Below are 13,894 nucleotides of genomic sequence, written 5' to 3' on the forward strand. Positions count from 1 at the left end.
AAAATGCCGCACCTGAAACGGCTATCCCCCGTAAAGCCCCCACAAGTAAAGTCATGGGGCGAAGAAGACGCAGCGCACTCCCACCAAGCCCTGCTGCCATTAAACCCAATGAGCGCCCTGAAGCGACTAAGCCGCGCCAACTTGCTTTCAGCGTGCGGCTAACAGCACCCATCTTGATAAAAGAGCCCATCAATTGAAGAAGCCCAAGGCGGGTTCCCGCCATGGTAAAACGTACAACCCGCAGAGCAATATTAAAAGCCATGAGGGCGGCAATGGTCTTGATGATCACAGCGGTTAAAGTTGGATGCGCATTCGCCCACGCCATCAGTACATTGACAAATCCCCCAACACTTTCCATGAGACTGTTGAGAGGAGGCAGGAGCACTTCACCAATGGTGATACCTAAAGCCACAATACGGTTTTGCAACAACTCAAATTGCCGCATAGCACCGGTTGCTTGTTTGTCTGCCTCTTGCTCTACAGAACCTTTAAAGACTTGTGGATCTTTCACATACTCTAAAGCTTGCCCTAACAATTCGGGGTAGCCCACCAATTTGGCAAAATCACCGGTAAAATCGCGCCCTGCAATGGCAATCAGAGAACGCATCCCTTGTTCGGATTTGCCCAACACATTAAAAAAGCGCACCAAGGTACCGGTGGCATCTTTCTCTAAATCTTCCATAAATTTTTGGCGGGAGAGCCCAATATTGCTAAAGGCATCTTCAATATGTTTGACCCCTGCTTGAATGCGCGCACTCATCGTATTAAAACCACGCGCTGCACTCTCTGGTACAATTCCTGCAGAAATCATCGCTGTACCAAAGGCTGCGGTTTCGCGCGCGGTCAACTTAAACATGGTAGCCGCACCGGTGGCACGATTGGTAAAATCAGACACCTCACTGGCCTTTGCTGCCATATGGTTAGAGAGATGGTTGATCGCATCCCCTAGATCTTCAATGCCTGCTTGATTAAGCTTAAAGACATTGCGTAATTTGGCAAAGCATTCCCCAATCTGATCCCCGCTCATATCAAAAGCAACAGCCGCTTTGGCCGCATAAATGCTAAAAGCCTCGAGATCTTGTTCACCAATGCCTGCTTGGCTGGCACTGGTCATCAATTCTAAGACTTCACGCGCTGCCAAAGGGATTTTTGTGGAGGTTTCCAAAGCAAAATGGCGCAATTGTTTTAAACGATCAAGGGGGGCATCCAGAACCTTTTCCAAGCCCTTCATTGATTGATCAAATTGCATGGCTTTATAAAGAGGGGCAATCAAGGTTGCGGTTTGAGCAACCGCCCCCACCATACGCCCACGCGCATGAATATAAGCATTTTGCGCTTTTTCTGTAGATTCCTTCAAGTGCTCAGGGTCAAACCACCCTTTAAAATGCTTTCGTGTCTGGCTTTGGAAATGCGCAACATCTAAACTAAAGGCTTTTAAGTCTCGCTTGGCAGAAGCGATCCCCTCTTGCAGATGATTAACAAAACGCACAACAAGAGAAACATCCATGATCGCATCTTATCCTAACATTTGGCTTTCATATTCTTGAGCTTTCAGGCGCGCGAGTTCTTCTCGATAAGCAATCCATCAAGCCAATCCATCTGGTTAATCTCTGAAGGCGCCCAGTGATAATAAAGGGCTAGTTCTGCCCCAAATTGTCTGGCAGAGAGGATTGGCGTGTGGGAAAAAAAGCAAAAAATGCCTTAAACACTGCCATAATATCGATAACATCAAGACGATTAATAAGTTCAACAGATTCATGAGACATATCGGCTAAAAGCACGGCTATTCCTTCCATCGCCTCATGGGTAAGCAAAGCCTCACAAAGCTTGAGAATGAGAACATCATTGCTCAATGTTGTTTTATCCTCTTCTACAGCAGGCAGAACGAGCTTTGCCAGCTGCGGTCCAATCAACACCGCTAATTGGCGTGCTTGCTTGAAGGTGGGGCGATAAAAGGTCAGTTTTTTGCAGAGAGATTCTTTGCCATTTTTGTCCTGATAAAGAATGGGAATAGCTAATTCCACATCAAGACTGGTTTGTAAACTTGTCATGATCAATTCCTATAAATGAGAGCCCTATCAATAATGAAAGCTGATAAATTGAGAATAGAGCGGCGGCGAGAACCGATCTCTTGCCCATTGCGCACAAGCCAACCACCCCGTTTAAAAGAAAAGCGGTGCAAAACAGAACCATCCCAAAATTCCGTATAATCCCAAATATTTTTGATCTCGCAATCATAGCCCGTTGCTTTTCCAGCGGTTAAGCCTTCACTATCCACTTTGACCAAGCGCCCTGTGACATCAATGGAATGTTCATGTTCGCGCCCGTCTTCTTCAGAGATCACATGTTTTTTGCCAGTGAATTTATGACGAAGACCAGGAGGACCACCAAAGATACCGATAATTTCGGGGGTGTGGCTGCGAATTTTCATTTGCATGCTCAGAGCTTTCACACCAAGACCGCTCACATCAATTTGCAGATCAGAGCCCCCGGGTTGATAGGTTTCGGTGATTTCTTCCAACGTGGGCAGTTTTAATGTCTCAAGATCAAGGTGAAGATTCACATCATCATCAACAATCAGCGTAAAACCGCGTACAATGCGTAAAGTCATGCTTTAACTCCTTGCTGCTTTGCGATAGCTCTCCAGCGTATCACCAAATTGATAAGTCATTTTCTTTTGGATATCTTCAGCCAATCGATCAAAATAAGCGCTATTGCGCCGGCTGCCGAAACTCAAATCTTCTAGAGGAGGTACTTCTTCTGCATCAAACTCGACCCGCAATTTTCCCAATTGCAAAGTGCTGTTGGAATTTAAATCACGGTCAAACCAAACCCGCCCACCAAGCAATGCTCCACGTGCAATCAGATCATCAAGAAACTGCGTGAGGCTGCGAGTAATAGCAATGACATGTTGACCGGTCAGATTCTCATCATTCGCCCAAGGGCGCAAATTGTTGATGATGGTTTTTTCCAAGGCTGAACGGGTGCGCACTACATTAACAAAGCGCCAGAGTGGATCACTCGAGGTGGTGTGATTGCCCCATAAAATGCGCCCATTGGCAGCAGTTTTCCCATGAGCATTTTGGCTAAGGCGGGCGGGAATAAAGGTGGCAATATCGGCTTGATTGAGACGATTAGCCTCATGATCAATTTCCCCATCAAAATAGCTAATGGGGCGTGCGGTGCCTAAAATGCCTTTGACATCTTGATTGGAGGGAAACCAAAAAACACCACCCCTTTGCTTATCACGTTTGATAAACATAGCAGCCACAAAAGGACTTGCGGGCTTTATACTCACACCTCCCTCACGATTTGCCACCCGTACAAAGGGATCAATCAGATAACAAAAGCGTGAGGAGAAATCTGCACGATAGGCAAGGCTTTCTTGCGTATTTTTACCCCCCGTATCAAACACAGCAATGGCTTGTAGCTTTTCTGCCACTTGTTCCAAAGCATCTGCCACAGGGTTTTTGCCATTATCAAGGCGCCCTGCACTATAAGCCGGAGCAAGTAAAATTCCAGGTTCCACACCCAAATGCCCCCGCGCATGAGCCAAGGCATGCACACCAGTCAAGTGAGTATTGGATCCCACCATTTCAGCTTGTGTCTCAGCTATGGTTGACTTTTCTTCCACCCGCACAAAGATCACTTGTGCCTCAATCCCTTGCGCGCGCACGGCATCAATCACATCAAGGGCTGTGCCCCGTGTCCCAAGCTTTTGGATTTTGTCTGTCTCATGGGTGAAGACCAACACGGGCTCGTTAAGGGGATAAATTTGTGCATCCGCATCAGGGGCTGTAACAACCGCCCCAAGGGCGGTTTGGCTAAACATCTCTAAGGGTCGAGATGCTTGACCATCCTCAATGAGGCGGATACCATGATTAAATTCTATTGCCATTTTGCTCTCCAAATCAATGGAGAGACAATAACAACACTCATCCTCTCTCATAAGTCTGACACTGTCAGTCAAAAAGGACTTTAAAGGGCTTTGAAAGAGCGATAAAAGGACTTAAAAACATATAAGCCTGCTTATAGAACAGCTATCCATTTGACTTCTGTCATATCTTGGTTACTTGTACATCCATTTATTCTTTCCATAATCTTATAAGAACAGCGCCATCAGCACCAGCACCGCTTGGAGCATCAGTTCCATGAGAGCCCGCACCGCCACCACCAAAACCACGCCCTGCTTTTCCTGAACTGTAGGAACCTAGTTCTATCCCTCCAGCGCCTCCTCTTGATGTATCACCCCCAGCATCATATGCACAAACTCTTAAAGATAATAATTTTAGCGCTTGTCGTTTTAATTTTTCCAAATAATTATACTGTATTTTGGTACTTAGATATTGTTCTTTGGTACTCTTTTTTAGTTTGTTCATTCTTTCTCACGTTGCGTACACGTAGTCTAATAAATATATCGATTTACACAATACAGTCGTCTATTAAAAAGACAGAAAGCTAGAAAAAGCGCTTGATATTCAATTTGGTAGGTATCAAAATGAAAAAAGTGAAAAAAATTGCAAAGTCGCTTGACAGTGAGAATGGATTGTCTTAAGAGAATCACAAGTGCTGAAAACACTTAGCGTTAAGCGGATAGGTTACGAAACAGCCTCTCCCATGCCTTAAATATTGATTGTCTTTTATGCTTATTGAAGCGTATAGTGATTTGGGTCGGGTGTGCTATGCCATATAATACCCTCATGGGAAAAGCATAGCGACGGACTTAACGCCGTGTTTTCAACGCCCGGCGCCCTTATAGGGTGTTAATTGAAAACTTTATTACGTTAAGGAAACATTCCAATGAAAAAATATGAATTTACAGATGAAACGATTGTAGCAGGTATTCACACGTTACGCCGTATTAGAGCTGTTAAGGATTTTGCTGATGTAAAAGCAGGTGATTTAGGTGGTTTTATAGAAAGTAGTATACACCTTTCCCATGATGGCGACTGCTGGGTTAGAGATAACGCTCGTGTCTGTCAAAGAGCTCGTCTTTATGGCAATGCGCAAATATCTGGCGATGCATGGATTTATGGTGATGCGCGTGTTTATGATAATGCAAAAATTCACGGTAAGGTTTGGATAGATGGTCATGTTTATGGCAATGCTGAGGTTTTTGGTGAGGTACAAACTCTACGAACCACTCGTATTTTTGATAATGCTAAGGTCTATGGAAAAGCAGATGTTAGAGGCAAGGTTTATGGGAATGCGCATGTATTTGGCAATGCTAGCGTTGATATGTATGCTGAAGTTTATGGCAATGCCAAAATTTGTGGTCAATGTTAGCATTTGTGACAATATCATAATCGATGGTCGTGAAAAAATTTTAGAGCAAGTTGCCTAAAAAAGCAGCGTAACTAACGGTGCAGGGCGGCTGCTTTATAGCAAAAAATAAAGTCGTGTCTTTAAAGGACGCGGCTTTATTTATTTTACACGTAAAAATGCAAGCGTTTAAATGATGTAAAGTAGTATTAATATTTATATTCAGTTAGTTATAATAACTATTTAAATTTATGAATACCATTCATACAGATAATACATTAAATATATTAATTATCTTATTGAAATAATTGAAAAAATAATAAAATTATACTAAGATTTTTCACATATTTAAACACAAACTTAAGGTAACAAAAAACATGCTGAATAAAGTGATGTTAATTGGCTATTTAGGGGATGATCCCGAAAGCAAAACAATGAATTCTGGTGCCGAAATAGTCAATTTTAGGTTGGCTACTTCTGAAAGCTATACTGATAAAAAGACCCATCAAAAAGTAGAGAAAACCGAATGGCATTCCGTAGTGGTTTTTAATCCACATTTGGCAAAAATTGCTCTTCAGTATCTCAGTAAAGGTTCAAAGGTTTGTTTACATAGAAGGCAAATTACAAACCCGTAAATGGCAAGATAAAAACGGTCATGACCGTTACACAACAGAGATTGTCTTGTCACAATATAAAGGCGAGTTGTATTTGCTTGATGCAAAGAAAGAGCAATCTGCACACCCCTCACCCATTACTTCTCAAAATTATGCTATCGTCTCTGGTGCCTCCGATTATAGCGCATCTCTTAATGATAGCGTCCCATTCTGATTGAAAAAATATGGCTAAAAGAAAAAAACATGCAAAACGTGGACGTCCACGGATTAAGGGATGTACCAGAGAACCCAATGGTCGTATCTCACGAGCCAAAACACCACATGAACCCATAAATAAATTGGCAATAGAAATGCGTGCCAAACGCTTTGGCTTGACCATAGAAGAAGAAAAAAATCCACTTTCCGGTACTTATATCGGACGGCTTTATCTGAAAGGTGTGATTAATCAAGATCAATACGATGTTGCACAAAAATATATTGAAGTGAAAAACAACTATTTATGTGCAAAAGGATTACATAATGCAATTTATGATAAAATGCCCTCATCTTCTGATGAAGCAGCTAGAAAAAAATGGGTTGAATTTGCAACAAAACAATTTTTGAATATGCAAGAGGTAATAAAAGAAACACAATACCTATATAAACAGCATAATTTTTATGCTGCGCTACAGTATCTTGTTAGTGAAGATCAAGAATTACCGTACCTTGTACCTTCATTGCGGATAATCCTTAACGCTCTCCAGAAACATTGTGGTTATTAAAAACATTGACTTAAAATAAGAAAAAGTATAGTGTATAAATATATACACATTATGAGATTAGGGAATGAAACAAAACAGCCGAAAGATAATTGCAAAATTAAAACGCGATGGCTTTGAACTTGTAAAAGTAAAAGGTTCGCACCATAAATTTAAAAAAGACGGTAAGGTTGTTATTGTTCCACATCCTAAAAAAATCTTCCAATTGGTACAGCGCGTTCTATTGCACAACAAGCAGGCTGGTTTAAAAAAGGAGAAGAAGAATGAAAAGATTTTTTGCTCTTGTTCATAAAGATGAGGATTCTGCTTTTGGTGTTCAATTTCCTGATTTTGAAGGTCTATTCTCTGCTGCTGATGAAGAAGAAAATCTTATCATAAATGCAACCGAAGCTTTACAACTTTACTGTGAAGATATGGATACAGTGCCTGTTCCTTTAAAATTTGAAGAAGTGATACAACAGAAAGCTGTCAAAAAAGCTTTGTCAGAAGGAGCTTTTTTAATACAAGTTCCTTTTATTGAAAATGATTCAGAAGTCGTACGTACAAATATATCAATTGAACGAGGGCTTTTGCGTGCAATTGATAATTGTGCACAAGAGAGAGGCTTAACAAGATCTGCTTTTTTGGCAACAGCAGCCCGTCACGAGCTTAATATTTAGCCCATCAATATGGAGAAATTTCTCACTCTAGATTTTTTTGCAAAAGCGTATAATTACATATGATATACAAAATATTAATGAAAATCAAAAAGCGGCAGGCAAACAAAACGCTATAGTCAAGAGTGATATAACTATCATTGATATCATATACACGGCATCTAATATTTCTGGACCTGTCATTTCCTTTCTCTCCTATACTGCTCAATATTTATAAATATTTAGATAAAAAATACAAAATATAGATTTTTTCTATTGACAATGTGTGAAAAATTTTATTTAATGGTTTCACTGTACTAGTTGTATTGTATCTAAAATTCAAAAATATCCCCTAAAATTTGATAAAATATTAAGCTTTCAAGAGGGCTTAAAGTACTGTTTTTATTGATAAAACAGACTAATCTATTTTGCACATATCAAACGCCATTCAGTAACCAATGATGTCATTAATTCATTGCCTCAAAAGGAGCGAAGATGAAAGCAATCATCACCAAGCCAATGTGTGTTGTTGGCGATAATAAAAGCACTGTTCGTTTTGAAACTTCAACTCCCAATAATCCATTTGTTGAGATTTCTAATCAAGTCTACGCACGTCTCAAACGTGCAAATGCCGCTAAACCTTTTGTTGATGTCAAAACAAAAATAAAACCCGACAAGACAATTGAACAGATTAAGCAGGTAGAAAAAGAACCCAACCAAACATCATCTGAAACAGTAACAGAGGAACCCTCGTTCGAAAAACCAAAAGCACCTAAAGCTTCCAAGCCATCAACATCTACCCCCCAAAAGGCTTAAAAGTTGAAATTAATTATCCACCAAAAATGGTATCTTCAACAGGTAAAAGATACCTTCACAAGCCTTCAAGCCCCTCGCCTTAATTGGGCTCTGCGTAATGCTCTAAACACTGCAGCAAAACAAGTTGAACGCTTTACTGAAAAGCAAGTTACCGACATCTCATCAGCCCAAATAAAGCGTATAAGAAGAGGTGTTTATATTAAAGAAAAGGCAACAGCAAGGTTTCTTGAGACAGATATCATTGGTTCTGGAACACCAATACCTCTTAAATTTTTTAAAGCAAGAGAAACAAAACGCGGCGTAACTTATACACTGTTTAAAAAGAAAGAAATCTTGCCCCATGGTTTTATCATGGGAGGCAGTTTTCCCAAACGTGTTGAGTTAAAAATGGGAGGGAATGTGTTTCAAAGAGATGATGGAGACCAATTCCCTATTGCAAAACAAGAAGGACCATCAATTGCTAAAGTGATGTCCAAGCCAGATATTGCAAGTGCTATTGCACAATATGCCAATGAAAGATTAACCAAAAATATACAGAGACAACTTGCTCGTCAAGAATACGCTGCTAATAAAAAAGGCTAGATCATGTTCTCAAGCTTTATCTCTATATTACATATATTTATGAGTTTAAGCATTCCCTATTCTTATTGTAATTTTAAAAAAAGATCATCACTTATGCTTTGTTTTTTCCATAAAAAAGTCAATAAAATCAATGCAAAAGGTACTTCCCAGCGGGGTGGCTTCGTTGCGGAGCAGACCAGCGCGAACTATCGCTAGCGACAGAATTTTCAAATCGACTGTACATTGTACACATAACACATTGATAAATAACAATTTCAGTATGTTACTGTACAATTGTGGATTATTTTTTAGAAAAAAAGTCTTTATCACTTGACAAGGCAGTGACGTCATGTCTATTGTCGAATCAGGTGCCTAACGAACACCTTAAACCAATAGCGGATAGATTGCCGAAATAATCAGTCTTCCGCACATTGTAAAGGCTTTGACTCATTATACGCGTATAGCGTATACTGGTCTTGTCGGGTGTGGTTATGCCATAAAATACCCTTTCGGGGGAAAAGCATAACGACGGGCTTGTTGCCGTGTTTCTTAGCACCCGGCGCTCTTTTGGAGTGTCATTAAGAAACATCTATCAACAAGGAGTTCACATGAACACTCTTATTCCGATATCAGAACAAACTATTGATCAGGAAACTGTTCAAACGGTAAATGCATGTGACTTGCATGCGTTTTTAGAAGTAAAAACCAGCTTTAAAGACTGGATTATCAGACGTATTCAAGACTGTAAATTTAAAGAAGGGTATGACTTTTGCTCTTTTTTGAGCGAAAGTTCAGGTGGACGTCCTTCTAAAGCATACCCCACATTACCTTAGACATGGCTAAACACCTTTCGATGATAGAGCGTAATGATAAAGGACATGAAGCACGTCAATACTTTATCAAATGTGAACGGCTTTTGAAACAATTAGCAACACCGCAAATAAATCTTGCCAATGCTTTGGAAAATCCTCTTACGATTAAACAGCTCTTTTAGAGAGTATCAATCAATTAGAAGACTTAAGAAATGAGGTGAGTACACTCAAGCCAAAAGCAGAGGCTTTGGAAGGCTTAAAGCGTTCTGATGGTCTGTTTGGTTTAATCGAAGCAGCGAAGATATTAGAGGTGCGACCAAAGGATTTAACGGATTACTTGCGTAAACATGATTGGATCTATCGACGGGCTCCAGGAGCGCCTCTGTTACCTTATCAGGATAAAATCAAGAAAGGATTCATGGATTGCCCTGCTATCACCATTCAAAGACCAGATGGTACAGAAAAGGTACTCCCTTCAACAAAAATCACATCCAGAGGATTGGCATGTTTGAGAGAGCAAATTCATGGAGGTGTACAATGAAGATAGATACTAACTTCTTATGCGATTTGTGGTTGGCATTATCTCAATTTTCTAGACATGAAAATATGAATGATAAAGATTGTACTGCTCTGGTTGATACTATGACTGTCATAGAAAAAGCTTTGATTTCAAAACTTCAAGATGAGATGCCAAGTATACTTAAAATCTTAACAGTTCTCACAGATTTTGGCGATTCAGAGTTACCGCATAGCATGGATTCTTTGTTGTGCGCTTATGAACCGAATTTCGAGAGCCCCATTAAAAAGGTTGCTTAGGTAAAATATATACCCCCCTCCCCGTTCTCAAAAATGGGGAGGGATTAATTGACATTACAGATTAAGCTGTGAATGAGAACCAAGACGCACTAAAATTAGCCTATCTTGACCAATCAAGCGATAGATCAAAACCAAATCAGGTCGAATATGACAATCCCGATAATCTTTCCAATTTCCAGTTAATGCATGGTCATGATATCGAAGCTCTAAAGATTGATCATTTGCTAATGCTGCGATGACTTTGCGTAAATCAGTATCTAAAAGATGCCGATATTGTCCTTTCATCTCACGCTTGAAATCACGTTTGAAGATAGTCGTACGTTCAATCGTCCGCATAGAGATCATCAAATAATTCGTCTACGGAATGAAACTTTTTTAAGTTGCCTTCATCAAGTTCGGCAAAAGCCGCTATGGTTTCTGCATTGGGTTGAAACAAAAAAGAAGGAATAGCTTTATCTTGCGCAATACGTGTCATCAACACTCTCACGACATCACTTACTGACAAACCAGAGGCTTGAATAACTTGACTAGCGACATTTTGAATTTCTTCCGGTACACGTGCTTGAACCATGCGACTGGTAGCCATAATGATTTCTCCTCTCTCAACTGTATTTCAATGTAATACAATTGAAGTTTAATTTCAACTGTAAAGCATTTTTTTTAAAGTGGAGAGATCGTTTGGCTTAACAACCGCTTTCTTTTTTTAAGACTTCACCCACGTGTATGCCGCTCTTCTGTTACATACTTAAAAAAGGAGGCTGGTAAAACGTCTTTAGCTGGCTTTAAGCCTGCAAGTTCTTCATCTGTCAATGGTGGAGAATCCACGGCTTCCAAATCTTCTTTTGTGTAACTGCATCTTATGTCAAAGTTTTTTGTGAAAGCCAATAATCCTTATGCGACTTGAAGTGTATCCATTTGCATGCCAGAATATAGACCCGATTATACCGGATCGTCAATTATCTGTTAGGTCGTAAAACCTTATAAGTGGAAAGATCATTAAACCCTACATTCAAATTTACTAATTTTGGAAAATTCATCTGCTTTTTCAACTTGTAAGACACTAACATCGTAAGCAGCTTGCATGTTAAGCCAGAATTCAGCTGTTGTATCAAAAAAATAGGCTAATCGTAGTGCTGTATCAGGAGTTACCGGACTATTTTCTGCTACAATACGTTCTATCCGAGTGCGTGGAACATTCAAGGCTTTGGCAAGAGCATAAGCAGAGAGAGCATATTCTTTTAAATATTCTTCCCGTAAAATTTCTCCGGGATGAATAGCAATGTAATTTTTCATCTCGACCTCCTACGGATCAATGATAATCGACGATTTCAACTTCATAGGCGCCATTAGAACGCCACTCAAAACAAATGCGAAACTGGTCATTAATACGAATAGAATATTGACCTTTACGCTCTCCTTTCAAGGCTTCTAAACGATTACCCGGAGGACTGCGTAAATCTTTGAGATCAACTGCTTTATCCAGCATAAATAATTTTCGTTGGGCTATACGCACGAGAGTTGTGGGAAAACCTTTAGGTGGATTGCCTTCTAAAAGATCTTTACACTGTTTATCCGCAAAAGATTCAATCACCAAGTCACCTTCATTCGTTCTTTTATGTATCATAACATGATACTAATCTAAAGAAAAGAATGAATATTGAAAAATATCTAGCAAAAGAGGTGGAAATGGCAAAGAAGCATCGTGAGGGTTTATCGCTTCGTGCCTTTGCCAAAAAGATGCGTGTTTCTCCTAATGCGGTGGTTTCGCGTTTTAAAACTGGAAAATTTGATAAGGCTCTTTTTGAAGATGGTTCTGTTAATGAAGCGCTTGCAACAGCTATCTGGAATGAGAATCCAACAAAACGCCCTGCTCCATTTTTAGCACCGGATGGTCAACCGCGGACAAAGATCAAACAAGTCTCTACAGAGGCGGCCAATGAATACAAGATTAAACTGGAGCGAATGCAAGTTGCCCTTGAAAGCGAAAAGATTGCCCTTGAACGCTTACGCGAAACAACCGTTGACCGTGAAGAAGTCAAGAGAGCAGCGCGTGAGTTTGGAAGAGCACACCGTGACGCTATGTTGAATTTTCCTCATCGATTTGGTGCAAGCATTGCCGCACAAGTTGGATGTGATGCTGCAAGTCTGATCGGTGCCATTGATTATTACATACGAAAGGCTTTGCTTGAAGCTGTTCATATTCCAGTTCCTTATCATGATCCTCAACCTCCAGAATGAGAGCGTTTTGGGGCGAGCAAAGAATGAATAATGGATGAGAATGCTGTTACAGAATTTTTCGCCCATGCCAATGATGCAAGACAACCGGACCCACCATATACGGTTTCTCAATGGGCGGACAAGAATAGATACCTTAGCACGGTAGCCAGTGCTGAACCTGGATTGTGGAGAACAAAACGCACCCCCTATTTGCGCGAAATCATGGATAATCTTTCTTCTCACAAACCGATTGAAACAACCATTGTCATGAAAGGAGCGCAGGTTGGCATGTCAGAGGCAGGATTGAATTTCTGCGGTTATGCTATTCATTATAGTCCAGGACCTGCCCTTTATGTCATGCCGACCGTTGAGACAGCCAAAAAGCTTTCAAAGACGCGGCTTGATCCCATGATTATGGCAAGTCCAGTTTTAAGTGAACGCATAGCCCCAGCGCGAGCACGTGACAGCGGGAATACCATGTTTTCGAAAGAGTTTGATGGTGGAGCACTGATGCTTACAGGAGCAAACAGTGCAGCTGGTCTACGTTCTATGCCTATTCGTTATCTGATTTTGGATGAAGTAGATGGTTATCCTCTCAGTGTCGATAATGAAGGTGATCCAGTGATGATTGCGGAAAAGCGCACATCAACCTTTGTACAACGAAAGATCTTTAAATTGTCCACTCCCACCCACCGTGACACAAGCCGTATTGCCAAGGATTTTGTGCTAGGAGACCAGCGATATTACAACGTGCCTTGTGATGAATGTGGTACACTCCAGCCGATTGTTTGGTCACAAATCAAATGGCCAAAAGGAGCACCCGAAAAAGCTGTTTTTGTTTGTGCGCATTGTGGTCATGAACATGCCGAGCACCGAAAAACAGATCTCATGTGTGAAGAAAGAGGTGCATGCTGGGTCCCAACCAGTGAGTCAAGCAGACCGAATTTGCGTTCTTATCATATTTCGGCACTCTATTCACCTTGGCTTACATGGGGGGAATGTGCAAGAGAGTTTTTAAATGCCAAGGATGATCCAGCTCTTCTACAGCCTTTTGTCAATACAGTGCTTGGAGAGCCGTGGGAGGATAGAACAGGCGAAGTTGTTGATCCAGACAGCCTCTATGCAAAACGCGAAGAGTATCCTTTAGCACCAGAACAAGCCGTCGTGTTGACAGCGGGCATTGATGTGCAAAATGACCGTTTAGAGCTTGAAGTGGTGGGATGGGGGCGTAGTGAAGAAAGTTGGCATATTGATTATCAAGTTATCCTTGGTGACCCCTCTTCTTTTGAAGTGTGGGACCAATTGGATGAATATCTTGCAAAACGCTGGCCGCATCCAGGCTATAAAGAGGGTATCAGAATAACAGCGGCTTGCATTGATACCGGTGGTGGACACACACAGGC

The 13,894-nt window shown here is 40.9% G+C and carries 16 protein-coding genes and 4 pseudogenes; 12 read left to right on the top strand and 8 right to left on the bottom strand.

The window, feature by feature from the left end; translation table 11 throughout:
- From PVV57_RS08515 to PVV57_RS08530, 4 genes are all read right to left on the bottom strand, one after another.
- A partial coding sequence (locus PVV57_RS08515; RefSeq protein ID WP_273783868.1) for a phage tail tape measure protein occupies positions 1-1,507 on the bottom strand: 1,507 nt, incomplete at its 3' end.
- Positions 1,508-1,637: 130 nt separating this feature from the next.
- Positions 1,638-2,051, bottom strand: coding sequence for a hypothetical protein (locus PVV57_RS08520; RefSeq protein ID WP_273719486.1), 414 nt, complete (start codon positions 2,049-2,051; stop codon positions 1,638-1,640).
- 2 nt (positions 2,052-2,053) lie between these two features.
- Entirely contained in the window at positions 2,054-2,611 is a 558-nt protein-coding gene (locus PVV57_RS08525) for a phage major tail tube protein (RefSeq protein ID WP_273719484.1), read from the bottom strand.
- 3 nt (positions 2,612-2,614) lie between these two features.
- Positions 2,615-3,898 (bottom strand): phage tail sheath C-terminal domain-containing protein, encoded by a 1,284-nt coding sequence (locus PVV57_RS08530; protein WP_273719482.1) that lies wholly within the window; start codon positions 3,896-3,898, stop codon positions 2,615-2,617.
- A 354-nt stretch (positions 3,899-4,252) separates the two neighbouring features.
- On the opposite strand from PVV57_RS08530, the pseudogene PVV57_RS08535 reads away from it, so the two are divergent.
- From PVV57_RS08535 to PVV57_RS08580, 10 genes and pseudogenes are all read left to right on the top strand, one after another.
- Positions 4,253-4,462: pseudogene (locus PVV57_RS08535) on the top strand (hypothetical protein); the annotation flags it as partial.
- A gap of 338 nt (positions 4,463-4,800) precedes the next feature.
- Positions 4,801-5,286: a hypothetical protein gene (locus tag PVV57_RS08540; protein WP_273783870.1), complete on the top strand. Its 486-nt coding sequence runs from the start codon at positions 4,801-4,803 to the stop codon at positions 5,284-5,286.
- A 353-nt stretch (positions 5,287-5,639) separates the two neighbouring features.
- Positions 5,640-6,090 (top strand): annotated as a pseudogene (ssb, locus tag PVV57_RS08545) (single-stranded DNA-binding protein).
- A gap of 10 nt (positions 6,091-6,100) precedes the next feature.
- Positions 6,101-6,637, top strand: a complete 537-nt coding sequence (locus PVV57_RS08550; RefSeq protein ID WP_273719479.1) for a hypothetical protein — start codon at positions 6,101-6,103, stop codon at positions 6,635-6,637.
- Between the two features lie 64 nt (positions 6,638-6,701).
- Positions 6,702-6,901, top strand: a pseudogene (locus PVV57_RS08555) (type II toxin-antitoxin system HicA family toxin).
- Positions 6,898-7,293, top strand: coding sequence for a type II toxin-antitoxin system HicB family antitoxin (locus tag PVV57_RS08560; RefSeq protein WP_011180290.1), 396 nt, complete (start codon positions 6,898-6,900; stop codon positions 7,291-7,293). Before PVV57_RS08555 ends, PVV57_RS08560 begins: the two are co-directional and overlap by 4 nt.
- Positions 7,294-7,764: 471 nt before the next feature.
- Complete coding sequence (locus tag PVV57_RS08565) at positions 7,765-8,085, top strand: hypothetical protein (RefSeq protein ID WP_273719330.1); 321 nt, start codon at positions 7,765-7,767, stop codon at positions 8,083-8,085.
- Positions 8,086-8,088: 3 nt separating this feature from the next.
- The gene (locus PVV57_RS08570) at positions 8,089-8,667 is read left to right on the top strand and encodes a hypothetical protein (RefSeq protein ID WP_273719331.1); all 579 of its coding nucleotides are present in this window, start codon (positions 8,089-8,091) and stop codon (positions 8,665-8,667) included.
- A gap of 587 nt (positions 8,668-9,254) precedes the next feature.
- A pseudogene (locus tag PVV57_RS08575) lies at positions 9,255-9,999 on the top strand (antA/AntB antirepressor family protein).
- A complete protein-coding gene (locus PVV57_RS08580) occupies positions 9,996-10,274 on the top strand; it encodes a hypothetical protein (RefSeq protein WP_273719332.1) in 279 nt (92 codons plus the stop codon). The pseudogene PVV57_RS08575 and the gene PVV57_RS08580 overlap by 4 nt, the downstream one beginning before the upstream one ends.
- A 54-nt stretch (positions 10,275-10,328) precedes the next feature.
- Here PVV57_RS08580 and PVV57_RS08585 read toward each other — a convergent pair whose 3' ends face one another.
- The 4 genes from PVV57_RS08585 to PVV57_RS08600 form a co-directional block, all read right to left on the bottom strand.
- The gene (locus PVV57_RS08585) at positions 10,329-10,610 is read right to left on the bottom strand and encodes a type II toxin-antitoxin system YafQ family toxin (RefSeq protein ID WP_273719334.1); all 282 of its coding nucleotides are present in this window, start codon (positions 10,608-10,610) and stop codon (positions 10,329-10,331) included.
- Positions 10,597-10,860, bottom strand: coding sequence for a type II toxin-antitoxin system RelB/DinJ family antitoxin (locus PVV57_RS08590; RefSeq protein ID WP_039757918.1), 264 nt, complete (start codon positions 10,858-10,860; stop codon positions 10,597-10,599). Before PVV57_RS08590 ends, PVV57_RS08585 begins: the two co-directional genes overlap by 14 nt.
- A gap of 410 nt (positions 10,861-11,270) precedes the next feature.
- Positions 11,271-11,567: a HigA family addiction module antitoxin gene (locus PVV57_RS08595; RefSeq protein ID WP_273719336.1), complete on the bottom strand. Its 297-nt coding sequence runs from the start codon at positions 11,565-11,567 to the stop codon at positions 11,271-11,273.
- 16 nt (positions 11,568-11,583) lie between these two features.
- Positions 11,584-11,898 (bottom strand): type II toxin-antitoxin system RelE/ParE family toxin, encoded by a 315-nt coding sequence (locus PVV57_RS08600; protein ID WP_273719337.1) that lies wholly within the window; start codon positions 11,896-11,898, stop codon positions 11,584-11,586.
- Between the two features lie 62 nt (positions 11,899-11,960).
- Here PVV57_RS08600 and PVV57_RS08605 point away from each other — a divergent pair, with 62 nt between their 5' ends.
- Both PVV57_RS08605 and PVV57_RS08610 read left to right on the top strand, forming a co-directional pair.
- Entirely contained in the window at positions 11,961-12,512 is a 552-nt protein-coding gene (locus PVV57_RS08605) for a hypothetical protein (RefSeq protein ID WP_273719353.1), read from the top strand.
- Between the two features lie 30 nt (positions 12,513-12,542).
- A partial coding sequence (locus tag PVV57_RS08610; protein ID WP_273783872.1) for a phage terminase large subunit family protein occupies positions 12,543-13,894 on the top strand: 1,352 nt, incomplete at its 3' end.

Origin of the sequence: Bartonella sp. AU15XJBT (assembly GCF_028618615.1) — a bacterium.
GTDB lineage: Bacteria > Pseudomonadota > Alphaproteobacteria > Rhizobiales > Rhizobiaceae > Bartonella.